This window comes from Microcoleus sp. CAWBG640, assembly GCF_020883015.1.
GTDB classification, from domain to species: domain Bacteria; phylum Cyanobacteriota; class Cyanobacteriia; order Cyanobacteriales; family Microcoleaceae; genus Microcoleus; species Microcoleus anatoxicus.
The window spans coordinates 59247-83190 of the sequence record NZ_JAHRFC010000009.1; the positions used below are offsets into that span (position 1 = coordinate 59247).

Consider the following 23944-nt stretch of genomic DNA (forward strand, 5'->3'; position numbering starts at 1 on the left):
TATGACCCTCAAAGAACAACTCCTCCAAGCAATTGAAGCTTTACCCAGCACAAAACTTGCCGAAGCCCTCACTTTCATGAAATCTCTCTCCACCAAACCTTCTATCACATCTGCTAAATCCTTCCTCGCTCACCTCCAGACAATCAGCACTTGGTCAGGCGACGACTTCCAAGAATGTCTAGAAGCCGTCCAAAACTCACGCGGTGAAGCACAATATGACTACAGCCCCAATCCTTTTGAATAATGTTTCTCCTCGACACCAACCATTGTAGCTATGCCCTACTAGGCAACACTCAAATACTCGATCGCCTTGCCAACCTTGGGGATGAGTCGATCGCCACCTGCACCATTGTCAAGGGTGAACTGATTGACATGGCGGCGCGATCGCAGCAACGACAGGTAAATCTTGGCCTAGTTCAACGCTTCCTGCTTGGGCTATACATCTACCCCATCGACGAAACCACCGCCGAAATTTACGGCAACCTCAAAGCGGCAGTTTTCGATCGCTACGCCCCAAAAGACAAAGCACAACGTCGTAGAACCAACATGACTCAATTGGGCATCGGCGAAAATGACCTGTGGATTGCCGCCGTTGCAATCCAGCATCAACTCACCTTAGTGACAGCCGATCGAGACTTCCAACGTATTCGATCAGTTCAGCCATTTGAGTTGGAATCCTGGATTTTAATATCGCCAGAGTCAGGATGAAGGATCTCGCCCGATCGCGCATCAAGATCGATCGCCCTTCACACCAAATACCAAACACTGCAATGATTGTACGGAGAGCGATCGCTTGAGTAAAAAAGATCGATCGCACTATGGGCAAAAATTTCTGGTAATATATAGCGCGTACTTGAATCAAACAATCTACATTTGTGGAAAAACTTCCAAACGAGGCCTTAGTAGTTCGTGGCGGTCGTAATCGCCCAGAAGATATTAAACGCAGCACCGGAACTCACCCCAGCGGCATCACGGGTATTTCTGTAGAATGTGCAGTAGAATTATCTGTAGCAGAGTTAGCAATGACCATCCCTCATGGACAAGTTGGTGTGACGACAGTTGGTGAAGTTCGAGCGTCCGATGGAGATGTCATCCGTACTTCAGGGAGAAGCCCAAATCATGCAACATTAACAGGCTTAACACCAGAACAAACAAGTCTGCTGCTGACACCAACGATTGCTAACCCATCACAACCATCCTGAGTGGAGCAAAAATATGAATTATCCCAGAATCTTTGCAGACTTTCATAATGCAGATGAACAAGGTCGCCTTCGCCTAAATTGTGTTGGTACAATTGAAGATTTGAGTCGCCAAAATATTAAGTTGCAAGATGGTCAATTACTAGCATTTTATGACGAAGAGTTAGAAGTCGATGGCGTGGTGCAATATTCAGAAGAGGAAAATCTTTGGGTTGCAGCAATTGATTGGAAGCAAATTAAGCAGTTAGAAGATATGCTTGTTCAAGCAACAGTCTAGTGCGATCGCCCTTCACACCAAATACCTTCTGACTGCAATTACAGTATAATGAGGGAACATGATCAGCGTAAAAATTGCAGAAAAATCATGACTATCGATCTAGAGATTTTTCAAACAGTCGTCAAGATGCCAGAATCTCTCAAACAAGAGATATTGCATTATGCAAAATATTTACTTGAGAAACACGCAAAAACTGAATTATCTCCAGAACAACTTGAACAACCTCATGGTTATGGTAGTTGGGCCGGTCAAATCGTTATGTCTGATGATTTCGATGAACCGCTGGAAGATTTAAAGGAATATATGTAACATGGAATGCCTTTTAGATACTCATGCTTTGTGGTGATGAAGAAGGCAAAAATGTTAGATTAGCGATCGCCATTCACACCAAATACCAAACACTGCGATAATTGTACGAGTTGCGATGCTTGAGTAAAAAAGAGCGATCGCCCTTTTTTTTTCAGACGCTCGATCGTCTAAAATAAAAGAGCGATCGCCCTTCACACCAAATACCAAACACTGCGATGATTGTACGGAGTGCGATCGACAGAATAAATGAGAAGTAAAATCTCACGAATTTGCTGCCCAAAGAATAGTAATATCGCTGTATTGCTTGAACATTGAATCAGCACTCACCAGCGTCATCTCCTCAATCTGAGCCTGGGCAATTAGCATTCGATCAAAGGGATCTCGATGATGTAATGGTAACGCAGCCGCCCGCAGGGCATGAGGTGCTGTAATTTCCAACGATCGCACATCTAACTGTATCATACGGCTAGAAATGTAGGTATCTATCGGTTCTGGCAGTGGCAACTTTCCGATCGCAACTTTGATACCCATTTCCCAGATACTAGCAACAGAAAACCACAATTCGTTCGTTTCATCGGCAATCTGTGCGATCGCCTCCTCATTCAATCGCTCTGGTTGGGCAAACCACCACAAAAAGCACTGCGTATCCAGCAATAGTTTCACTTTTCATCCCCCTCGAATGCGGTCAAAATATCTTTTGGCAAAGGATCGTTAAAGTCCTCTGGCAAAACAAATCTCCCTCGATCTTGCCCTAAACTAGCTCGTCGATTAGATGAAGTACGAAACGGCACCAACTTCGCGATTGGGATGTCTCCGTTTGCAATAATGATTTCTTCTCCCAATTCTACACGCAACAGTAGTAGTGAGAGATTTGTTTTAGCTTGATGGATATTTACAGTTTCCATGCTCTTAAAAAATTAAGTCTATAAGTTAAGTTTAGTTCGATGGTGAGAGTTCTGCAAGATCGAGTTTATGAATGCTCTACAAATACCACCCAGCGCATACTCTCACCAAAATTAATAGCGATCGCCCTTTGTTGTTTCTGATGAGCGATCGCCTAAAATGAAAGATCGATCGCCCTTCACACCAAATACCAAATAGTGCGATCGTTGTACGGAGTGCGATCGCCCCTCACAGCAAATACCAAACACTGCGATGATTGTACCGAGTGCGATCGCCCCATCACGCATCAAGAACGATCGATGTCTGCAACCAAAAGCATCAACGTTAGTTTTAACTCACTGCAAAGTCTGTGAACTGACGCATATAAGGAGGATGAAACCCAACTACAATGTCCGACTTCGGCACACCTATATTAACCAGCTCTTGCCCTAAATCGATTTCTGTTCCATTCTGCTGAATCCAGATTTTGCCATCCTTAATGTCGAGATGTATAGGACAACCGTAAACTCGCTGTTTGTTATCCCAGCCGACTCGAACAACTTGATAATGATTGTGTTCTGTATCAAAAACAACTTGCATCTCCACTTCTCCATAAGAAGGCTTGTATGCAGCATATTTCGTCAGAACTTGTTTGATATAATCCCGATATTTTTCTACTTTTTCCATAAAGATATCACCTCTTGTTCTACATCATAGACCAATAACTTAAACTGGTAATCATCCACAACAGCGATTGCAAATTCACGCTTGAAGAAATCGTTATACGCCGTCAAAGGAATTGCCAAAAATAGCTGGCGTTGGGGGTCTTTGAACTTGAGTGCTGTACGGTAATTGATAAATTGTCCAACCGCTAAATGAAAATCTGTTATGGCTGAAGTATTCAAAAAGCTCTTGATTTCTACAGCTATTTTCTCGCCCTGGCGTTCGGCTGCGAGCAGACGTTCCGCCCCCAGATCGATTAACATATCAACTCCACCCACACTGATGGAAAGTGGGTCATCTGTAATCAGCCAACCATCCTTTTCCAAGGCAATCTTCACAACATCATGAAATTTATCCTTTGCTGACATAAAGCCCTGATAACAAACAATTATAATTATACTGGTATTGATTGGGATGTGTGAGTGCAATTCAGGTTGTTGACTCACCAAATCAAGCCTCGTGTCCGATCGCACTCTGGTAAGGCTTGTTCAAGGGAGTGCGCCCTTCACACCAAATACCAAACACTGCGATGATTGTACAAGTTGCGTGAAGCGTAGCTATCCCGTAGGGAATCGCCCAATCAAGCATAAAGAGCGATCGCCATTAAAACGCGAGTTTAAAGGCTAAAATAAACCTATGTAATCTTAAACAAGCGATATGCCACTCAGCGAGCTTTTACCCACGGTCGATCAATTATCTCATCAAGATAAACTGCGACTCATTCACTTTCTCCTACTTGCAGTTGCCAAGGAAGAAGGATGCAGCCTAGAACCTGCTGAAGATATTAATTCAGAAAATGTACTTCTGAATCAACTAGCATCAACGAGTGCAGTTGTATGGTCTCCACAGGCCGATCGAGAATCAGTTCAAGCATTATCAGAACTTCTACTTGCCGCCCAAGAATCAGCTCATGCTTAATAGTCAGCGATTTCCATTTATAGAGCGAATTGATAGCCTTGGGCGAAGGATGAACTCAATAAACTTCGTCATGGCTACCAATATCAATCAGAAGTATCTCTTCGACATCTGAATCTGAATATTTCTTGAAATTGAAGACTATTCGACAGTCGTACTCTACAGTACAAGCCCAAGCACCAGATAGCTTACCTTTCAGCTTGTGGGTCTTAAGTGAGGGATGAAATGGATCGTTTACCAATACTTCTAGTCGCTCAGCTATTTTTTTCTCCATTTCAGGTTCTTGACGGATTAAGGATTTGAAAGCTCGTTTAAACGAAGAGGCTAAGACAAGAGTTCTTATCGTTTTAATTCTGCCATTATATCATTTACTGTGCCTCGGAATACTTGTTCCTGCAAATACTCTTCATCGGCACGAACAATATTAAGAGCGATATCATCTCTTCGTTTTTCCCTAAGTCGTCGCCCGATCAAATCGACGAGAGTCATCTGTTCGTCATCAGACATTTCTTCGACTAACTCTATAATTGCATCAAAGCTATAGGTTTTCATTGTTCTAAGCTTCGTAAGTCTACAACTGTCAGTATAACAAATAAAGCGATCGCCTTTCACACCAAATACCAAACAGTGCGATGATTGTACGAGTTGCGATACTAATGCAAGAACTTGCGGACTTGATATTCGCGACTTTCGGCGATCGGCATTTGCAGATCCCCCATTTTCGCATCCAACTCATCGATTAGACTTGGCGGCACCGACTTCCACAACTCTTTACTTTCCCAGCGAATCAACATCACCACCTCATTCTGCACCGGATCTACCCAAGTTTCCTTACCCAAAAAACCGGGGAAACTTCTTAATCCAGCAGTCCAAACTTCTTCATCTCGCTGCATAAATGCTTCCCACTTTTCGTGAGGCACTTTAAATCTCAGCCACTCGATAACCATAAAAGTTGCCCTTTGTAAATAGCTAATCAACCATTGCCGATCGCAATTTTAACAATTACCTCAGTTCCCCGTCCCGGCTCAGAAACATATTCCAATTTACCACCATGTTTTTCTACTACTAAATGTCGGGATATTGACAAACCCAAACCGGTGCTAGTACCTGGGGGTTTAGTGGTAAATAAAGGGTCAAAGATACAACCGAGGACTTCTTGTGTCATGCCTGGCCCGTTGTCGCTAATCACGATCGCCACTTCGCTTTCCCCTACCATTTCCGTGCGAATCCGAATTTCGGGATTTGGCATTTTACCTGGGGACTCGTGAGCGGATAAATCAGCATGGTTTTTGATTGTACCAGATTTTTCGGCATTTTTTACTCCCGTTTCCACGGCATCGATCGCATTGGTTAACAAGTGCATGAACACTTGGTTTAGATGTCCTGGATAGCAATGGACGCGCGGTAAATTACCGTATTCTTTAATGAGAGAAATCCCGGTTCGTCCGCCTTTAGCTTGGAGGCGATTTTGCAAAATCAGCAGAGTGCTATCCAAGCCCTCATGGATATCTGCGGACTTCATTTCGGCTTCGTCGGTACGGGAAAATAGGCGGAGCGATCGCACAACATCGCGAATTCTTTCCGAACCTACCTGCATAGAATTTAGCAGTTTCACCAAATCTTTTTTGAGAAAATCTAAGTCTAATTCTTCGATGTAATTTTGAATTTCTGGCACTACACTGGGATAATATTTTTGGTAAAGTTCCACCAATTGCAACAGTTCTTCAATGTAGCCTCTAGCGTGGCTGACATTGCCGGAAATAAAACTAACTGGATTGTTAATTTCGTGGGCGACTCCAGCCACCAATTGTCCCAGAGATGACATTTTTTCCGTTTGAATCAATTGAGTTTGAGTGCGCTGCAACACCAACAGCATTTGTTCCAATTTGGATGCTTGCTGTCGCAGGCGTTCCTCAGATTCCTGCAAAGCTGAGAGAGCTTGTTTCCGGTCTGTAATGTCCAATCCTACAAACACAGCCATGCTATTTTTTTGGTATTTTTGAGCAACTATTAAATAGGTTTTGTTTTCTCCTTTAACGCTGGCTGTTACTTCTTCAGATGTGGTTTTATCATCGCTGGCAAAAAACTTGTATACTAAATCGTTAAACTTGGAACTTGTTTCTAAAAAACCTACTTTTTGACCGACAAATATTTCAGCAGGCATTTGGTAAGCAGCAGCTAAATGGCGGTTAACTCCCAAGTACCGCAAATCGGAACTTACCCAAGAAACTAATCCGGGTACGGCATCCAAGACGGCTTGCAGTTGCTCTTTAGCTTCTAAAAGTGCTAATTGTGCTACTTTGCGATCGCAGATGTCGCGGGCGATCGCGCAGTAGTATTCTTGACCGTCTGATTCAAAATAATTGACTTTTACTTCTACGGGCAAGCTTTTGCCTTCTTTGGTTTGACACAGGGCTTCAAAAGTCAGACAATTTTGTGCCTTAATTTGACTACAGTGAGTCTGCCAATCTACTAAGGATAACTGGGGATTTATATCGCTAACTTTGAGTTGTTGCATTTCTGACTGAGAGTAGCCGAGATTGCGACAAATAGCTTGGTTGGCGTAGCATATTTGACCTTCTGAGGTAGCGAACAGGACTAGATCGGGGCAGGTATCGATCGCCAGTTTAGTGATGTGTGCTGGTGTTTCTGGGCGATCGGTTTTGACATCAGATGGCAAAGGGCGATCGCCATGATCTGAGGAGATGCGATCGGCTAGGGATGAAGTAGATAGAATCAAACCTCCGATCGCCCCGTCGCTATTTTTCCAAGGTTTAAAGGCCCATTTGATGGCTTCGCCAGTGGCGCCTGGCCCGGTTTTGTTGGCGATCGATAATGTCGATCGCGCTTCGACAAACTCGGTATATTCTAAAACACCAGCCAACATAGCGCGGATAGTTTGCTGCCAATATTGGGCCAGATGAGGGAACAGTTCCCAATGAGACTTGCCGATGATATGTGGGGCACTTAAGTTACAAGCTGTTTCCCAGGTAGGAGAAACAGACAGGTAGCGCATTTCACAGTCTACCATTGCTACGGCGTCAGGGGAATGCTCCACAAACCGCCGAAATTGCTCTTTACTCTCAGACACGGCTGCCTCTGTCAGTTTGTGGGTAACGAAGGTTGGACGATCGGCATACCTTTCCAGTACCTGACTTTTTTGCTTAACTGGCCTAGTTTGCACGGTTGGGGAAGTCCTCCTGATCTGTCTTGTTGGCAAAAAATCAACGCAGAAACCTGGTTTTTCGAGCAAAATACGGCGTTAAGACCTTTAATTCTGTCAAAAAACCCCGGTTTATTTGGTCAGGAGTGGGTAAATCCTGAAAAATTCTTTTTAATACAAAAAATGCTTTGTCCCTGATGAACTCGATCGGGTAATACCCTAGAGGGGTCTCACCCATCAGTGATATCATTTTTGATCTAGATATGTCTATAGGCGATCGGAAAATTTCGCTTTAAATTATCAAATTCAAGTATTAACAGCCTGTTTGGGAAATGTTTAAGGGTCAGCATTCTAAGTATTATTGCGTATTGCCAGAGGGGCAATTCATGGGTTCGCGCAGATTTATAGAGACTCTGAAATTTAAGTCAGACAAATTTGTACGTAAATTCACAGGTAAAGTCCACTCTTCCTTTCCGTAATATTGCGGGGTCTAGTCTTTCTGTCGTATTGCACGTCATCAAAACTACGAGTTTTTGCTGAAATTGAATACCATGTTCATCTATGACACTTTGATACAAAGTTCCATCCAGCAAACTCAGAATATGTTCCGTTTTATTACTGCGTTGGGCTGAAACAGTCGATCGATCCTGTGCCAAATTATCAGCTTCGTTGATAATAATACAAATCCGCTCTAAATAACTAGGTGGCACAAAATTTTCCACAGCATCGTGGTCTAAGATAAAAATCACATAACCAAGGGGGACTAAAATTTCCTTAGCCACGGCTTGGGTCCAGGCAGTTTTGCCAGTCCCTGGTGCGCCGCTGACCAGAACAGCCAACTGATTTTGGTCAAGAATTGCCTGCTGAACACTATCTGTAAAACTTTGAACATCGGCTGGAAAAGTCCGAATTTGATACTGACTATTCACCTGTCCAACGCGGCTTTTGTATCCACTCAGAATCACTGCTAAATTGTAAGTTGCTTTCCTGACCAGTGGTGCAATGTTTTGGCAAATTAGAGTGTAGCGCCGCTTTCCCCTATCGTAGCTGTCTATTTGTAACCAGCAGGATGCGTCTGTCCAATAAGCATAAACACTACCCAAAACTTCCAAGCGTTCCCAGCTCGTAAATCGTTCCGGGGGATAGGAAAAATTTCTGTCCATAAATACCTGGGTAATGGCATCGGGATTCCCCAGCAAATCCAGAATTTTGAAAATAGTAATTTCTTGAAGTTTGTTGAGAACATATTCGATGGGAATGCTGGCGCGACTGACTAATTGTACCACTGGTGTTTCGGTGGTTAGTACATCTTGGAAGCGATAATTTGGGTAAACTTGCTGGGGAGTAATGTAATCCCAAAATTCGTCAATTTCGTAACGAGTATTTTCGGAAAATACATTTAAGATATTTGCCCACCAACTATATTGATGTCGTCCCATTGCATCGGCAATATCGCTGGCTATATCTAAGGTTTTTTGAGTTAATTCCTTGGGGTCTGTCGCCACTAAGTGCAGGAAGTGTTCCCACTCAAATTGTCGGTATAGAGGTTGCCAACCAGCTCCTAGTAAGCCTCGGTTTTGAGGAGTTTTTTGAGTGTAATTGTTGTCGGAATCGTTCATATATATTTGATGCGTGATTATTACTGATGGTTTTTTGGATCTGTTAATATTTTGAAGGTCATTGTATATTTTTCTTAACTTATCGTGATTGACTTTTTTATTTAGGCTTCGTTTGTGTATCTAAATTCACAGATATTTTTTCTCAATATGTTAATCTTCTAGTTCCTCAATACTTTGTTATCTAAACCTCAACACATTGTATTATATACATAATACAACAAAGATACACCTCTGTCAAGGTGTAGAAAAAAAATGATGAAAATTGCTACCGATAGGAAGATGCGCCATGGATTACTCCAGCAGCATAAATTATTTATCAAGAATCAATACTTCTGTATTGAGTGCGGGAATTACACAAAAAAAACCAAAAATCTCAGCAGGCGCTGAGATTGCACAGGGAATAATAACAGTAGGCAACGATGGAGGGGATAGTTATATAATTGATGTGACTCCAGACTAGGGGCGACTAGGGCGTGTTTTCTCTCCCCGGAGATCCCCCCCAACCCCCCTTAAAAAGGGGGGAGAAAGAAGCTCAAAGTCCCCCTTCTTAAGGGGGATTTAGGGGGATCAGGATCTGATGGATCAGGCAAGAAAACACGCCCTAGGGAGTCCCGTTGAAAATCAAAATCTAGCAAGTATTGCACTCCCAGGCGCGGTAAAAAAAACAGGGGTAATGTCTGTGGGTGTGAGTGAATAAGGTGTTAGCTATCAGGGAAAAAAACAGCAATGAATATCAAAAAGCAGATTCAGGCTCAAACAGAATTCACAAAACAGGATAGAGTCGATCGCGATGGCATTAATATTACCAAAGGCATAGACTCATCTATTCAAGAATGTTTAGATTTGAAAGTAGCGATCGACCGCTCGGCATTGGCGGTAAGAACAGATGGGAACGGAATTATCAATTACGTGAGCGATCGAGTTTGCTCGATTTCTCAATATCTGCGAAGCGAACTAATCGGTTGTCATTTTGGTATCCTCCATTCGGAAGATCAATCTTCGGCATTAATGAGAAATTTGCGGTCAACGGTGACAAAAAGTGAAGTTTGGCAAGGGGAAATTAAAAATCAAACCAAAGATGGCACTGATTATTGGGTACATGGAGTGATAGTTCCGTTCCTGGATTTTCAAGGAAAACCCTATCAGTATTTAGCGATCGGATTCGACATCACAAACCACAAAACCGAGGAAGCAGCACTAACCCAACTCAACCGCGCCAAAGATGAATTTTTGGGAATCGCTTCCCACGAACTACGATCGCCCCTCAGCGCCATTTTGGGATGGGTGCAACTAGCGCGATCGCGGAAATTAAACGAAGCGACTACCAGTAGGGCTTTGGAAATCATCGAGCGCAACGCCAAGATACAAAACCAGCAAATAGACAATCTCCTAGATCTGTCGCGGCTGCTGCGAGGTCAAGTACGGCTCAATATCGTTCGAGTCCACCTCCCATCAGCGATCGAATCGGCGATCGACATTCTCCGTCCCGCAGCAGATGCCAAAAACATCCAAATAGAAAAATCTTTCGATCCCGCCATCCACTATATTTTGGGAGATGCAGAACGCTTGCAGCAAATAATCTGGAACCTGCTTTCCAACGCGATCAAATTTACCCCGAAATCGGCGGCGGGGGTAGTTCAAATCATGATGGAGTCTGTCCCGTCGGGGGTGCTGATTCAAGTCAGGGATAGGGGTTGCGGGATCGATGCCAAATTGTTGCCCCACATTTTTGACTACTTCCGCCCCGGAGATAACTGGAATAGCAAGGAACAAAACCGTCTGGGTTTGGGGCTGTCGATTGTACGCCAGTTGGTGGAACTCCACGGAGGAACTGTGTGGGCTTCGAGTCCTGGTATTGGTGAGGGGGCGACCTTTGGGGTGCAGCTACCCATGGTCAATCACCAGAATGTACCAGACGATCGCCTTGGTGCGATCGGTAACAGGAAAAATAAAGACTCATTAGTTCCCCAAGCCTTAGCCGGAAAGCAAGTGCTGCTGGTGAAGGATAGCGCCGAGAGCGGGGAATATTTGATTTCTGCCTTAGAAGCCTTGGGAGCAAAGGTAACAGCAGTCCGTAGCGTCCCCGAAGTAATGGCAGAGTTAGCAAAATCATGGTCTGACGTGTTGGTAAGCGATTTGGCGATACCGGAAGCAGAGGGCTGGGATTTGATTCGTCGCGTCAGAGCCCTGGAAATTTCTGAGCGCAGGGAATTGCTGCCGGCGGTGGCGCTGACTGCGGGTGTGGCGGAAGATGATGCAACATGGGCTCAGAAAGCCGGTTTTCAGAAACATTTGTCCAAGCCGGTGGAACTCAATCAGTTGGTGGGTGCGATCGTTCAACTGGCGGGACTCAAGGGATTTGGGAACTCCCCCTGGAGTCGGGAAAATGTGACAGCGATCGCGCCGGAATACCTTCTAGCTGGAACTAATAGTTTGCAGTCGCCCAAAAACGCAGCCGAATGTGTCGATGACTGCCGAGAGTTACCGCTGTTACTGGTAGTAGAAGACAACTATTTTCTGCTGGCATACTTGCAAACTTTACTCAATCCTCATTACCGAGTGGCTGTGGCGCGGGACGGAGTAGAAGGTTTAGAAACTGCCAAAATATTGCGACCAAATTTAATTATCAGCGATCAAATAATGCCCCGACAAGACGGGTTGCATTTACTGAAAGAAATTCGGAATACTGCTGAATTGAGTTCTACTCCGGTCATTTTTTTGACAGCTCGCACGGGGATGGAAGCTCGGATTGAAAGTTTGGATGCTGGTGCGGATGATTATATTTCTAAGCCTTTTGATGAAAGAGAATTACTGGCGAGGGTGAGAAATTTGTTGCGATCGCACGCGGCGGAACAGCAGTTGGTAGCGCTCAACCGTCAGTTGCAGGAGCAAAAACAGCAGTTAGAAACGGTGAATGAAGCCTTGCATTATTTAGCAACCTATGACAGTTTAACTCAGGTAAAAAATCGTCGGTGTTTTAATGAATATCTCGATACTGAATGGCGGCGTTTGGCGAGGGAAGAAGCTACGCTGTCTTTGATTATGTGCGATATCGATTATTTCAAGCTTTACAATGATACCTACGGCCACCAAGCGGGGGATGAATGTTTGCGACGAGTGGCTACTGTGCTTCAGCGTTCGGTAAAACGTTCGGCTGATTTAGTGGCGCGTTACGGTGGCGAAGAATTTGTAGTAGTTTTGCCGAATACGGATATTCAAGGTGCTGCTTGCGTGGCGGAATTTATCCGTGAAGAAGTGCGGAATTTGCAGATAGTTCACGCTAAGTCTGCTGTTAGCGAATATGTGACGCTGAGTTTGGGTGTCGCTTGCTGTATTCCCGCACCGATGTCGCAGTCTGGGACGCTGATTGCGATCGCAGATGAGGCACTTTATCGAGCTAAAAAAGCAGGGCGCGATCGGGTATCAGTTGCCTCTTTTCCAGAATAGTCTCTGGTTTTTTGTTGGTTGGGAAACCTGGGCGTAAAAAAGGTGTTTTTACCTATTGATTTTTGGTGTTTTTTGGGTTATATTTTAGATAATGGGAGTGGTGACAAAAATAATTATTTTTGTCACCACTCCCATTATTAGATGATACCTAATTAACTAGGAATTGTCAACCTTTTAAGCTGAAAAAAAAGGGCGATTTTTTTTGATAATAATTAAAAAAAATATCTTGAAGTGAGTTAAGTAGAAATAGAAACAAAAGAAGAGGCGATGGATAGTCAAAGCTAGAGTTGTGGCGAAGCAGAGCCAACTTGAGTGAAGGCGCAAATTAGCTTGCAACCACATAACAAATTATCACGAATTTGTCCTCTAATGTACGAAATGTAAGGAATGTACGGAATGTCAGAAAAAGGGCGATCGCTGGAAAATTTCGAGTAGATTGATTTTTCCAACAAGGGATTTTCATCTATACTATTTGGAGTATAAAAAATCTTAGTCTTCAGCAATCATTTATGAATAGGGGTTATTCGCGGTTTGATTCCCTCGCCAGCATCCTAGCAGGAACAGTAACGGTAGCAGGAATAGTCGTCTTTGCAGCAGCACCTGTTTTCGCAAAAACTCCCCAAGAAATTGCAAAATTAGCTGAATCTGTCACAGTTCAAATCAATGGAACAGATAGTCGTAGCGGGACGGGATTTATTATTGCCAAACAAGGCACGACTTACAGGGTTTTGACAGCTAAGCACGTTGTTCCAAATAGTAAAGCTACCTATAAGATTCGCACTTATACGGGAAAAGAACATCAAGTAACCAGTGTTGTACCATTACAAAAAACCGATAACGAACTGGATTTAGCCGTCGTAACATTTAACAGTACAGAAACTTATCGAGTTGTAACTTTAGGCGATTCCCTACAAGCAGAGAGCGGTACACAAATTTTTGTGATTGGCTATCCAAATAATAGATCGAGAAATCAGTCGAATCCTGAGTTTACACAGGGTTTTGTTACCAGTCGTTCTCCGACTCATAAGCGCGGTTATACCTTGCGTTATACTGCCATAACTCAAAAAGGAATGAGTGGAGGGCCTGTATTTGATGGGGAAGGGCGCGTAGTTGGGATTCATGGAGAAGGCGAACTAGATTTTTCGACAAATGATACAGGATCATCTATAGATGCTATCTCCAAAACGGGATTTAATTCAGCAATTCCTATCAACACTTTTCTAGCTAAATTGTCAGAGGCTGGGTTAAATCGATCGGCTCTTTTGATAAATACTTCAACCGCCACTAATGCACCTCTGAAACTGAACAATCCGCAAGATGCTAAGACTTATTATGTTCGAGGTTTAACTCGGTTTGACAAAGGAGATTTGTCAGGTGCTGTTGCCGATTTCAACGAAGCAATTCAAACTCAATCTGATTACACGGAAGCTTATTTTTATCGAGCCCTCGCTTATTTCGATTTGAAACAAATGCCCAAGAGTATCGCTGATTATAGCAAGGCGATCGCCCTTAATGCCAGTTATGTTGACGCTTACTACAATCGGGGGCTGGTGTTGTCGGCATTGGGAGATAAACCGGGGGCGATCGCCGATTATACTCAAGTCATCCGCTTGGATCGAAACTTTGCAGCAGCTTACAACAACCGAGGATTGGCGCTTTCGGACTTGGGCGACCAAAAAGGGGCGATCGACGATTTCAATCAAGCACTGCAAATTAATCCCGGTCGCGCTAACACTTATTTTAACAGAGGATTGGCGCTATTTCGCATCAATAACGATCGCTCTGCCTTAGCCGATTACACCCAAGCAATTCAACTCAATCCCAGTTATGCCAAGGCTTTTGCTAACCGAGGAATTACCTTGGTGAGAATGGGAGATAGACAAGGGGCGATCGCAGATTTGCAGCAAGCGGCTCGTTTATTTAGGGTTCAAGGCATGAATGCTGATGCTCAAAAAGCATTAGATGCGATCGGTCAATTGCAAAAGTAGTAAACTTGATGATATAATCGACTAATACTATGGCAATTAATGCTGTAGGGGCGGGTTCACCAACATTTGAAACAAACAAACATGACTGGCATTGTAGCAATTGGTGAAATCATTAAAAATGGAGTAGTATTCGATATGAAAAATTGGGGAACAGACCTCTCTAACTCCGATAATCTACCAGAAATAATTGACCGATTGTTTACTACATTAGCAGAACGCAACATAGATTATCTGTTAGTAGGTGGCGTAGCATTATTAAGTTACATAGAAGGTCGCAACACCCAAGATATTGATTTGATTCTCTCCTTAGAAGACTTAGCAACATTGCCTGAAATTGCAGTTACGGAGGAAAACCGCGACTTTGCTAGGGGAGTTTATGAGACAGTGCAGATCGATTTATTATTGACTCGCAATTCCTTATTTGAATTAGTAAGAAATAGCTGTGTGGCAAATCGAGAATTCGGAGGTCGTACAGTTCGCTGTGTTACAGTCGAGGGATTAGTATTGCTCAAGTTATTTGCCCTCCCCTCTCTTTACCGACAAGGTAATTTTTCACGGGTGAGTATTTATGAAAATGATATTACCCTTCTCCTGCTCAACTACTCGGTTGAGTTAGACCCAATTTTGCAAGAGCTCACCAGACATTTAATTCCCACAGATATGCAGGAAATTCGAGGGATGGTTTCCGATATTCAAAGTCGCATTCAACGGTTTTCGTCACAGCGAAATAAGTTACAGGATGAGCAGTAAAAATCAGAAGTTGACAGATATAAAAACAGGACACAGCACTGCTGTGTCCCTACTGAATATCCGTATGACGGTCGGCATTTCAGTCCTTTTCAAAGGACTTTCGCTATGAGACGGGGGTTTAAACCCCCGTCGGACCCGACAACAAACGCGAGAATTAATATTACTCTTCCCCTAAAACCTCACCGTCACCAAAATCACCCGCCGAGGCTGATTTTCCGCTTCAATAGTAAACTCAACCCGCCCAAAACCTTTCGGCCCCGGTTCAACTAAATCATAGCGAGATGTCACTGTACCTGCGGCTGTATCGTATTGAGCAAAAACAGCACCAGGATTCCTCCCAGCAGACGCATCCGCATCTCCTCCCCAAGCTGTTGTATCATCTATTCGCGATCGCGTTGGTAAGACAGAAGCGGCGATTTCTGGAGGTGTTAATCTTTGGTCTGCTAAGACTTTTTGAGCGTTATGAATAGCGCACATTGTCGGCCCCGAAATTTTGGCATCGCTATATTGATCTTCCCACTTTTGCACGAAGCCAAAGCCCACATTCGGGCCGACTTTCTCCTGTCTTTGTCTGCCCCACAAACTACTGATAGTGCTATTCCCCTCAACACCACTGCCAGTCATGGCTAATTCGGTTCTTTTGCTAGTAAAATTGCGGCTGACAAATTCTTTGTCTGCGGTGCGAATCCGGTTGGCTGCGGCTACCTCTATTTTACTGCTAACATTACTATTACCTTGTAAAATTGGTGAGAGAACGCCGGGGATGGGTTCGGCTCCACAATTTTTTTGAATACCGTTGAAAACGCGATCGGCTGATAAAGCACTAATCGGAAATTCTAGGGAATAAGCCTCAGCAGGTTTGGGGAAAAAGATGCCGGATGTTGCGGAAGCAGCAAAAGAAGCGCCACCCCAGATAACGATCCGATTAAATTGACGGCGGCTGATACTCATAATTTATCTTCTCCCAGGAGAGCGCGCCCCTGGCTCAATTTGAGCTTTCATAAACCAGTAGTAACCACCGCAATTTGTGGCTCTAGCACAAAATACTTCTACTGCTAGACTTTTGCCACTACTAATATTTACTAGCATTGTATTTACTTGACCTGAGTCCCCTGTCTGGGAGGCTACTTGATTTCCGTCAACATAGACATCTATTCGTGCTGGTGGGGCTTGCGAAGTGTCAGGAATTGCAAACTCCAACCGGAGAGTAGCCGGGCCACCAGGAAGTCTACAAGTCATAGCGGTATTAGGCTCAATATATAAAACAGTCGTGTAAATTTGTCTGCCGACAGAAATATCTTGTTGGTTAGATCTCCAGTTACCCGATCTGACCACACACTTCAGGTCAGCCAAAGGAATCGGGCGCTGGGCTTGTGCCACTTGTGCGCCAACCGTCCCTAACATCACACATAACATCCCAGCGAGGAACAAACCACTGAGCCACCGATCGCGTTTCATATAAAATATCCTCTCAACACCTTAATGAACTAATATAAAGGATGAGCTGTGTAGGAAAAATCCTGACTTTAGATAGATGACAAAATCAAAAATGTCACACTTGTACGAAATGTCAGGTATAATCTATGGTGTAAACTCCAGCTTTTCCCGAATCTATGGATATTGCAGAAGTTTTGACACTGGCAGATCAGCTAATTTTTGCTAAGACGGGAAAGCATTTAGATTACGTGCAAGATGCTATTCTGCGGGGGACATTGGAAGACGCAACTTACACGCAAATTGCTCAAGAACTTTACACAAGTCCAAGTCATGTTAGAAATGTCGGATCGGACCTTTGGAAAACACTTTCAAAAGGATTGAAAAAAGATATTACTAAAAACAATTTTAGGGCTGTATTAGAAAAGGGTATAGTTTATAATTATCAATCAGCAATTGTTGAAAATATAACAGGCGAGAGTATAACAGTTAATAATAAGCTTAATATTTGTTCTGAAAAAGTGCGATCGCCCAAAACACCCCAAAACCCCGAACCAACAGCAAAACAGCCCCGCATCGACATAGGCGACGCACCAGAAATCTCGACATTTTTCGATCGCACATCCGAACTCACCACCCTCGAAAACTGGATTTTAAGCCGCACCCGCCTCATCACCATCCTCGGCTTATCCGGTATTGGCAAAACCGCCCTGACACTGCAACTAATCCCACAAATTCAACAGGAATTCGACTGCATCATCTGGCGAAGCCTCCACAACGCGCCACCCCTCGCATCACTCCAAACCGACATAATTCAATCCCTATCGCAGCAGCAAGAAACTAACCCCCCCAACCCCCCCTTATCAAGGGGGGGCGAAGAAATTCAGCCTGCTTCTCCCAGGGGTGGCGAAGAGATTCAACCTCTTTCTCTTTCTCCCCCCCTTAGCAAGGGGGGGCTGGGGGGGGTAATAGACTATAGCGGCCAAGAGACTCAACCTCTTTCTCCCCCCCTTAGCAAGGGGGGGCTGGGGGGGGTAATAGACTATAGCGGCCAAGAGACTCAACCTCTTTCTCCCCCCCTTAGCAAGGGGGGGCTGGGGGGGGTAATCCACCATTTACGTTCCCACCGTTGTCTCATCATCCTCGATGATGTGCAAACAATCTTCAGCAGCCAACAACTAGCAGGAAACTACAAACCGGGCTATGAAAACTACGGCCCATTCTTCAAACAAATAGCAGAATCATCCCACAACAGTTGCATAATCTTGCTCAGTTGGGAAAAGCCCAGAGAAATTGCAGCCTTAGAAAGCCACCAAAAAAGTTGTCAAACATTGCAACTCAATGGCTTAGGCGAAGCAGCGCGAGAAATCTTCACAAAAAAAGGCTTAGCCGAATCAGAAAACTGGTCAGAATTGATTGAGCTTTACCAAGGCAATCCCTTGTGGTTAAATATAGTAGCTGCTGGAATTCAAGACTTATTTAGCGGCAATGTTACTGACTTTTTATCCTATAATAGCCTAGTTTTAGGAGACCTAGAATACTTATTAGACCAACATTTTCAGCGGTTGTCAGAGACGGAAAAACAAGTATTGTCCTGGTTGGCAAATCAAAACAAACCAGTCGAAATCTCCAAAAAGCCAGCCCTGCTCGAATTATCGCCGTCAGAATTCCTCAAAGCCGTGGAATCCTTGAGACGGAGGTTGTTAATCGAAAAAGTCCAAAAGGGCGATCGCACCCTCTTCCAACTGCAACCAGCCATCGCAGAATACATAAAAGAGCGCATCAAATAACCGCCCTTAGTTGAGAATTTGGGAGTTTTCACAGCAACCTGGTTTTGGGGATTTTGCTATAATTTGTATCATGTAACTTAAATGCCGATGAGCTTATATGGACAACCACTTGCGGCCCCAAACTCCTCTCGTCAGCACCTTTGTACAAACCTTAGAAAATTACTATCCCGATGCGCTAACTTTACTCAATCCCGGTGTAGCAGAAACAGAAATCGAATTATTCAAAAATCGTTACAAACGGGAACTTCCTCAAACATTCTACGATTTTTACCGCTGTTGTAATGGTTCAGCCTATGAAAGTTTAGAGGATAATTGGCTGTTTCCTTTCGAGCATGGTAGGAGTCTTTTACCTTTACAACGTATTGCAAAGGAGAAAGATTTTTGGGATGGGGAGAGTAAAGTTAGTTTCTCTGAATGGAAACCAGGGGAATATTGGAATGAAGCATGGATTCCGTTTATGAAAGTAGATAGTTGGTGGCTGCGGGTTGTGGATACTGAAGGCTGTTTCGGCGGTATTCCCGGACAAATCATCAGTTTTGACTACAAGAGTTATCCGTTTAGAAGTATTGAATATGATTCCTTTGACAAGTGGCTGGAAACTGTGATTGCGAAAATTGAGTCTGGGTTTTTGTTTAAAGAGTTTCATGAAATCGGGTTGGAGGAGGATCAGGCAATATTTGCGATGGAAAAACGGATCAATCCCCAGCGCCGCAGTATTGAATTAGAACCCAACAAAGTGTAAAATTAAGATGGAGTTGATAGTTGCACTTTCAATCACGACTAAGCTAACAACCAATCACCAATAACAAAATGATTAAAATTTTACATCTTTCAGATATCCACATGGGAAGCGGCTTTTCTCACGGGCGCGTTAATCCCGAAACAGGTTTAAATACACGCTTGGAAGACTTCGCCAATAGCCTGAGTAAATGTATGGATAGAGCGATTTCTGAACCCGTAGATTTAGTCATATTCGGCGGGGATGCTTTCCCCGATTCCACGCCACCACCGTTTGTCAAAGAGGCTTTTGCGCGTCAATTTAGCCGCTTGGTGGATGCGCAAATTCCGACGGTTTTGCTGGTAGGAAATCACGATCAACATTCCCAGGGACAAGGTGGCGCGAGTTTGGGAATTTATCGGACTTTGGGTATACCTAAGTTTATTGTAGGCGATCGCCTGGATACTCACCGCATCGAAACCCGCAACGGCCCGGTACAGGTGGTAACATTACCTTGGTTGACGCGATCGACCTTAATGACTAAATCAGAAACCGAAAACCTTTCCGTGGGAGATGTTAACCAATTATTAACCGAAAAACTGACGATCGCCCTAGAAGGAGAAATTCGCCGTCTCGATCCAAACATCCCCACTGTACTTTTAGCACACTTAATGGCAGATAAAGCCAGTTTGGGTGCAGAGCGTTTTTTAGCAGTGGGAAAAGGCTTTAATATTCCCGTCTCCATGTTAACTCGTTCGTGTTTCGATTATGTGGCTCTCGGCCACGTTCACAAACACCAAAATTTGAATGCTTCTAACAATCCCCCCGTAGTTTATCCTGGAAGCATTGAACGGGTTGATTTTAGCGAAGAGAAAGAAGACAAGGGTTTTGTGCTAGTTAATTTGCAACGGGGCCAAGCTGAGTGGGAATTTTGCGCTTTACCTGTGCGGAAATTTCAGACGATTAAGGTGAATGTGGCTGAAGCGGAAAACCCGCAAACTGAGTTGGTGAAAGCGATTGGGAAGAAAGAGATATCAGACGCGGTGGTGAGATTGATCTACCAATTGCGATCGGAACAATTAGACTTAATTGATAATGCAGAATTGCACGCACTTTTGGGCGCAGCGCACAGCTACACAATTCAACCGGAATTAGTCAGTCAATTAGCAAGGCCGCGGTTGCCCGAATTGAATGCTAACAATAGTATAGACCCATTAGATGCTTTGAAAACTTATTTGGCAAGTCGTGAAGATTTGAAAGATGTGGCGGAGAATATGTTGGAGGCGGCCCAGGGTTTGTTGGGTGGGAAAGAGGAAGTTGTGGTAGAATTTTAGGTATGGGAATTATTTAACCGCAGAGAACGCAGAGAACACAGAGGAAGAGAAGAGAGATAGGAATAATTTCAATACTAACTGATTTGATATAACTAGAGGGAAAAATGAGAATCAATAAGATTTCTGTCACTAAACTTTTTGGAGTGTTCAACCATCCGGTTGCGCTCAATATGGAAGATAGAATCACGATTATTCACAGTCCGAATGGATTTGGTAAGACAGCCTTGCTCAGGTTAATTAATGATTTTTTTAATTCACCTTACTCAGAACTTCGGACTATTCCATTTGAAGAATTTAGAATAGACTTTGATGATGGCAGTTATCTACAAATAAATAAATTTATTGATACAATTGAAGACAAAAAAAATAAAGATTTGATATTTTATTTTTCTAAGCCTGGTGCAGAAGCAGAGATATTTTCACCTAATCTATTAATAGGTTCATTGGCAGAAACAAATGTTTCTTTGGATATCACAGAAGAGAGATTACAGTCATCAGGTGGTATAGAAACACAAACTAAAACTTCCGAATCAACCGCCTTTCAAAATCTGATCAAGAGCTTGACTAACTTGACTAAAGAGTTAACTTCAAGCATAAAAATTAATAAGGAACCAAAGTGGCTGTCAGAACTAAAAAGCTCCATCGACGTTCATTTTATAGAAACTCAGCGCTTGTTAACTCCCTCAAATGTTCCTGAAGCGGCGGTAGACACGAAACACCCATCAATGATTCCCTCAGTTAATATATATTCTCAGGAACTCGCAGAAGAGATTCAAGCAAAACTGGCTGAATATGGTGCATTGTCTCAATCCCTTGAAAGAACCTTTCCCGCAAGAATTTTTAATAACAAAACATCCTCGAATGTCACAGAAGAAACGCTGCGTAACCAATTAAATGACATCGAGGAAAAGCGTTCTCACCTCATAGAAATTGGTCTTTTAGATAAAGACGAAAATCCTGATTTTCAAATCGAACAACATATTGATAATACCACAAAAAATATTTTGTCAGTTTATGTTGAAGATGTCGAAAAAAAACTCATGGTTTTTAAGGAACTCGCTACTAAAATAGAACTTTTTGTAAGAATTATTAAACAGCGATTTCTCTATAAAAATATGAGCATTAGTAAAGAGAAAGGTTTTACCTTTACAACGCCTGATGGTAAACCTTTGTCGCCCACAGATTTATCTTTCGGGGAACAGCACGAACTGGTAATGCTTTATGAGTTGTTATTCAAAGTTCAACCTAACTCGCTTGTTCTCATTGACGAACCAGAACTTTCGCTGCATATAGCATGGCAAATCGAGTTTCTCAAAGATTTGCGAGCAATTATTAAACTGGCAAACTTTGACGTGTTGTTAGCTACTCACTCTCCAGATATTATTGACGATAGCTGGGATTTGACAGTAGAATTACAAGGGCTAGTTGAATGACACAAAACCTTAAATTCGATCCACAAAACCTTAAGCCCGATCGAATTGCCAACAGAATTCGCTTACTGAGAACTCAATCTCAATATACTGGATCTATTTTAATTGTTGAGGGAGATACAGACGCACGGGTATGGAAAAACTTGGTACACTCCACAAAGTGCCGTGTGGAAATTGCCCATAACAAGGACAATGCTGTGAAAGTGCTAAATATCCTTGAACAAGGTAACTTTGTTGGTGTTTTGGCTATTGTTGATGCTGATTTTAATATATTAGAAGGAACTGTTTCAGTTAGTCAAAATTTGCTGTTCACAGATACTCATGATTTGGAAACTATGCTGCTGAAGTCACCAGCGCTTGAAAAAGTTCTTGCCGAGCACGGTTCTGAAGATAAAATTAAGCTTTTTGCTAAAGATATTCGCCAGACTTTGCTCGAAAGTGCCAAAGTTATTGGTTATTTGCGATGGGCTTCGCTGAAGTTTGATTATTGTTTAAAATTTGAAGGTTTAGAATTTAAAAAATTTGTAGATGAGAAAACCTTGGCACTAAATGAATCGAAATTGATTAAAACACTGAAAGATAAATCCCAAAAATTGGGACTTGACGATCGAGAAATTCAACAAAAAATGGATAGCTTAAAAACAAATACTCAAGATATATGGTATATTTGTTGCGGTCACGATATGATTGCTATTTTGTCGATCGCACTTTGTAAAGCATTAGGTTCCTGTAACTCAAAGCAGGTTGAACCTAATGTACTAGAAATAAATTTAAGGCTAGCCTATGAGTCTGCTCATTTCCGGCTGACAAAACTTTATATAGCGATTCAGACATGGGAACAAACTAATCAACCTTTCGAGGTTCTACCTAACCCTTAACCTCCACACCACCAAAAATCTCGCCCGCAGCCAATCGAGTTCCATTGGCAAAATCCACCCCAGACTGCACTTTTTTACCAGCTAACTGCACCTCCCGTAATAATAATAAACCATTGCCAGTTTGGACGATCGCCCCTAAGCCCTTCACAACCTTAACAACTTCCCCATTCTCCCCTGACAACTGGGATAAAACAGGCCATTCCCGTTCCAAAACTCTCAACTCTGGCGGTAATTGCAGCCAATATTCTGGTCCGACTGGGGCTGTAGCCATCACCTTCAGAGAATTGCTGTGAAAAGTCGTCGTACAATCGGGGTGAAAACCCCTAACTTGATTGTGCAGCGCGATCGCACTTTTCGACCAATCCAACACAAAATCAGCACCCTTAATCATCGGCGCATAAGTCGCTTCTGCCTCATTTTGAGCAACAGCTTCAATTTTTCCATCCCTCAATTTAACCAAAGTTTCCACCAACAAATCCGCCCCAATTTCTGACAGCCTATCTCCCAAAGAATCAGCATTATCCAAAAGCGTAATTCCTGCAAAATCCTTCAACAACATCGCCCCAGTATCCATCCCCGCATCCATCAACATCGTAGTAATTCCAGTTTCCTTTTCTCCCTCATAAAGACAGCGCTGAATCGGTGCCGCCCCGCGATACTTCGGTAAAATTGAACCATGAACGTTGACACAAGCTATATTAGGAATATCCAGTATTTCTTGAGACAGAATCTGACCATAAGCTACCACTACAAACACATCAGCTTCCGCTGCCCGCAGTTGGGCAATTGTTTCGGCATCTTTCTTGATTCGCGAGGGCTGCAAAACCGGGAGACTGTGATTTAAAGCCGCCATTTTGACTGGTGAAGGCATCAATTGATTGCCTCTTCCCCGACGCTTGTCCGGCTGAGTGACAACAGCTACCACCTCGAATTCGGGATGACTTAGCAGGCTGGATAAAGTAGGAACCGCAAATTCTGGAGTGCCAAAAAAGATAATTTTCATAATAAAATTGGTTATTAGTTATTTGTTATTTGTTAGAACAACAACTGCCAACTGCCAACTGCCAACTGCCAACTGACTACTGACT

Annotated in this window: 30 protein-coding genes; 15 read left to right on the top strand and 15 right to left on the bottom strand. The window is 43.2% G+C overall.

All coding sequences use genetic code 11. From position 1 onward, the window contains the following. Position 1: 1 nt before the first annotated feature. The 5 genes from AAFP11_RS07060 (at position 2) to AAFP11_RS07080 (ending at position 1785) form a co-directional block, all read left to right on the top strand. Positions 2–244, top strand: a complete 243-nt coding sequence (locus tag AAFP11_RS07060; RefSeq protein WP_341736386.1) for a hypothetical protein — start codon at positions 2–4, stop codon at positions 242–244. Beyond that, positions 244–708 (top strand): type II toxin-antitoxin system VapC family toxin, encoded by a 465-nt coding sequence (locus tag AAFP11_RS07065; RefSeq protein ID WP_341736387.1) that lies wholly within the window; start codon positions 244–246, stop codon positions 706–708. Before AAFP11_RS07060 ends, AAFP11_RS07065 begins: the two co-directional genes overlap by 1 nt. Positions 709–875: 167 nt before the next feature. Further along, entirely contained in the window at positions 876–1202 is a 327-nt protein-coding gene (locus AAFP11_RS07070; protein WP_341736388.1) for a flavoredoxin, read from the top strand. 13 nt (positions 1203–1215) lie between these two features. Beyond that, a complete protein-coding gene (locus AAFP11_RS07075; RefSeq protein WP_341736389.1) occupies positions 1216–1476 on the top strand; it encodes a hypothetical protein in 261 nt (86 codons plus the stop codon). Positions 1477–1563: 87 nt separating this feature from the next. Beyond that, positions 1564–1785, top strand: coding sequence for a DUF2281 domain-containing protein (locus tag AAFP11_RS07080; RefSeq protein ID WP_341736390.1), 222 nt, complete (start codon positions 1564–1566; stop codon positions 1783–1785). 54 nt (positions 1786–1839) lie between these two features. Here AAFP11_RS07080 and AAFP11_RS07085 read toward each other — a convergent pair whose 3' ends face one another. The 7 genes from AAFP11_RS07085 to AAFP11_RS07115 all read right to left on the bottom strand — a co-directional run bounded on the left by AAFP11_RS07085 (position 1840) and on the right by AAFP11_RS07115 (position 3978). Then, entirely contained in the window at positions 1840–1992 is a 153-nt protein-coding gene (locus AAFP11_RS07085) for a hypothetical protein (RefSeq protein WP_341736391.1), read from the bottom strand. Positions 1993–2046: 54 nt separating this feature from the next. Continuing rightward, positions 2047–2448, bottom strand: coding sequence for a type II toxin-antitoxin system VapC family toxin (locus AAFP11_RS07090; RefSeq protein WP_341736392.1), 402 nt, complete (start codon positions 2446–2448; stop codon positions 2047–2049). Next, positions 2445–2690, bottom strand: a complete 246-nt coding sequence (locus AAFP11_RS07095) for a type II toxin-antitoxin system Phd/YefM family antitoxin (protein WP_340518638.1) — start codon at positions 2688–2690, stop codon at positions 2445–2447. Before AAFP11_RS07095 ends, AAFP11_RS07090 begins: the two co-directional genes overlap by 4 nt. 111 nt (positions 2691–2801) lie before the next feature. Further along, entirely contained in the window at positions 2802–2978 is a 177-nt protein-coding gene (locus tag AAFP11_RS07100; RefSeq protein ID WP_341736393.1) for a hypothetical protein, read from the bottom strand. Between the two features lie 40 nt (positions 2979–3018). Continuing rightward, positions 3019–3354 carry a XisI protein gene (locus AAFP11_RS07105; protein WP_341736394.1) on the bottom strand — a complete coding sequence of 112 codons (336 nt, stop codon included), beginning with the start codon at positions 3352–3354 and terminating at the stop codon, positions 3019–3021. Beyond that, positions 3342–3758 (bottom strand): XisH family protein, encoded by a 417-nt coding sequence (locus AAFP11_RS07110; protein ID WP_341736395.1) that lies wholly within the window; start codon positions 3756–3758, stop codon positions 3342–3344. The genes AAFP11_RS07105 and AAFP11_RS07110 overlap by 13 nt, the downstream gene beginning before the upstream one ends. 82 nt (positions 3759–3840) lie before the next feature. Then, complete coding sequence (locus tag AAFP11_RS07115) at positions 3841–3978, bottom strand: hypothetical protein (protein ID WP_341736396.1); 138 nt, start codon at positions 3976–3978, stop codon at positions 3841–3843. 69 nt (positions 3979–4047) lie between these two features. On the opposite strand from AAFP11_RS07115, the gene AAFP11_RS07120 reads away from it, so the two are divergent. Beyond that, positions 4048–4308: a hypothetical protein gene (locus tag AAFP11_RS07120; RefSeq protein WP_341736397.1), complete on the top strand. Its 261-nt coding sequence runs from the start codon at positions 4048–4050 to the stop codon at positions 4306–4308. Positions 4309–4363: 55 nt separating this feature from the next. Here the strand turns inward: AAFP11_RS07120 and AAFP11_RS07125 are convergent, their stop codons facing one another. The 5 genes from AAFP11_RS07125 to AAFP11_RS07145 all read right to left on the bottom strand — a co-directional run bounded on the left by AAFP11_RS07125 (position 4364) and on the right by AAFP11_RS07145 (position 9087). Continuing rightward, positions 4364–4657 carry a type II toxin-antitoxin system mRNA interferase toxin, RelE/StbE family gene (locus tag AAFP11_RS07125; protein ID WP_341736465.1) on the bottom strand — a complete coding sequence of 98 codons (294 nt, stop codon included), beginning with the start codon at positions 4655–4657 and terminating at the stop codon, positions 4364–4366. Then, positions 4645–4857: a hypothetical protein gene (locus AAFP11_RS07130; RefSeq protein WP_340518629.1), complete on the bottom strand. Its 213-nt coding sequence runs from the start codon at positions 4855–4857 to the stop codon at positions 4645–4647. The genes AAFP11_RS07125 and AAFP11_RS07130 overlap by 13 nt, the downstream gene beginning before the upstream one ends. A 101-nt stretch (positions 4858–4958) precedes the next feature. After that, the gene (locus AAFP11_RS07135; RefSeq protein ID WP_341736398.1) at positions 4959–5252 is read right to left on the bottom strand and encodes a TIGR03792 family protein; all 294 of its coding nucleotides are present in this window, start codon (positions 5250–5252) and stop codon (positions 4959–4961) included. 26 nt (positions 5253–5278) lie between these two features. Then, a complete protein-coding gene (locus tag AAFP11_RS07140; RefSeq protein ID WP_341736399.1) occupies positions 5279–7489 on the bottom strand; it encodes a PAS domain S-box protein in 2211 nt (736 codons plus the stop codon). 404 nt (positions 7490–7893) lie between these two features. Further along, on the bottom strand, positions 7894–9087 hold the full coding sequence (locus AAFP11_RS07145; protein ID WP_341736400.1) for an AAA family ATPase: 1194 nt from the start codon (positions 9085–9087) through the stop codon (positions 7894–7896). Positions 9088–9373: 286 nt separating this feature from the next. Between AAFP11_RS07145 and AAFP11_RS07150 the strand changes: the two genes are divergently transcribed. From AAFP11_RS07150 to AAFP11_RS07165, 4 genes are all read left to right on the top strand, one after another. After that, positions 9374–9547: a hypothetical protein gene (locus AAFP11_RS07150; RefSeq protein WP_341736401.1), complete on the top strand. Its 174-nt coding sequence runs from the start codon at positions 9374–9376 to the stop codon at positions 9545–9547. Between the two features lie 266 nt (positions 9548–9813). After that, positions 9814–12534, top strand: a complete 2721-nt coding sequence (locus AAFP11_RS07155; protein WP_341736402.1) for a diguanylate cyclase — start codon at positions 9814–9816, stop codon at positions 12532–12534. Between the two features lie 509 nt (positions 12535–13043). Continuing rightward, positions 13044–14522, top strand: coding sequence for a tetratricopeptide repeat-containing serine protease family protein (locus AAFP11_RS07160; protein WP_341736403.1), 1479 nt, complete (start codon positions 13044–13046; stop codon positions 14520–14522). Between the two features lie 81 nt (positions 14523–14603). Continuing rightward, positions 14604–15272 carry a hypothetical protein gene (locus tag AAFP11_RS07165; RefSeq protein ID WP_341736404.1) on the top strand — a complete coding sequence of 223 codons (669 nt, stop codon included), beginning with the start codon at positions 14604–14606 and terminating at the stop codon, positions 15270–15272. 171 nt (positions 15273–15443) lie between these two features. On the opposite strand, the gene AAFP11_RS07170 is transcribed toward AAFP11_RS07165, so the two are convergent. After that, a complete protein-coding gene (locus tag AAFP11_RS07170) occupies positions 15444–16223 on the bottom strand; it encodes a Tat pathway signal protein (RefSeq protein WP_341736405.1) in 780 nt (259 codons plus the stop codon). A 3-nt stretch (positions 16224–16226) separates the two neighbouring features. Further along, positions 16227–16730, bottom strand: a complete 504-nt coding sequence (locus AAFP11_RS07175; protein WP_341736406.1) for a hypothetical protein — start codon at positions 16728–16730, stop codon at positions 16227–16229. Between the two features lie 155 nt (positions 16731–16885). Between AAFP11_RS07175 and AAFP11_RS07180 the strand changes: the two genes are divergently transcribed. The 5 genes from AAFP11_RS07180 to AAFP11_RS07200 all read left to right on the top strand — a co-directional run bounded on the left by AAFP11_RS07180 (position 16886) and on the right by AAFP11_RS07200 (position 22856). Further along, positions 16886–18496, top strand: coding sequence for an ATPase (locus AAFP11_RS07180; RefSeq protein ID WP_341736407.1), 1611 nt, complete (start codon positions 16886–16888; stop codon positions 18494–18496). Between the two features lie 97 nt (positions 18497–18593). Further along, positions 18594–19238, top strand: a complete 645-nt coding sequence (locus tag AAFP11_RS07185) for an SMI1/KNR4 family protein (RefSeq protein WP_341736408.1) — start codon at positions 18594–18596, stop codon at positions 19236–19238. Between the two features lie 68 nt (positions 19239–19306). Beyond that, a complete protein-coding gene (locus tag AAFP11_RS07190; protein ID WP_341736409.1) occupies positions 19307–20548 on the top strand; it encodes an exonuclease SbcCD subunit D in 1242 nt (413 codons plus the stop codon). Between the two features lie 104 nt (positions 20549–20652). Next, the gene (locus AAFP11_RS07195) at positions 20653–21981 is read left to right on the top strand and encodes an AAA family ATPase (RefSeq protein WP_341736410.1); all 1329 of its coding nucleotides are present in this window, start codon (positions 20653–20655) and stop codon (positions 21979–21981) included. Next, entirely contained in the window at positions 21978–22856 is an 879-nt protein-coding gene (locus tag AAFP11_RS07200) for a DUF4435 domain-containing protein (protein WP_341736411.1), read from the top strand. Before AAFP11_RS07195 ends, AAFP11_RS07200 begins: the two co-directional genes overlap by 4 nt. Here AAFP11_RS07200 and fmt read toward each other — a convergent pair. Beyond that, the gene (gene fmt, locus AAFP11_RS07205; protein WP_341736412.1) at positions 22846–23859 is read right to left on the bottom strand and encodes a methionyl-tRNA formyltransferase; all 1014 of its coding nucleotides are present in this window, start codon (positions 23857–23859) and stop codon (positions 22846–22848) included. The genes AAFP11_RS07200 and fmt overlap by 11 nt on opposite strands. Between the last annotated feature and the right edge of the window lie 85 nt (positions 23860–23944).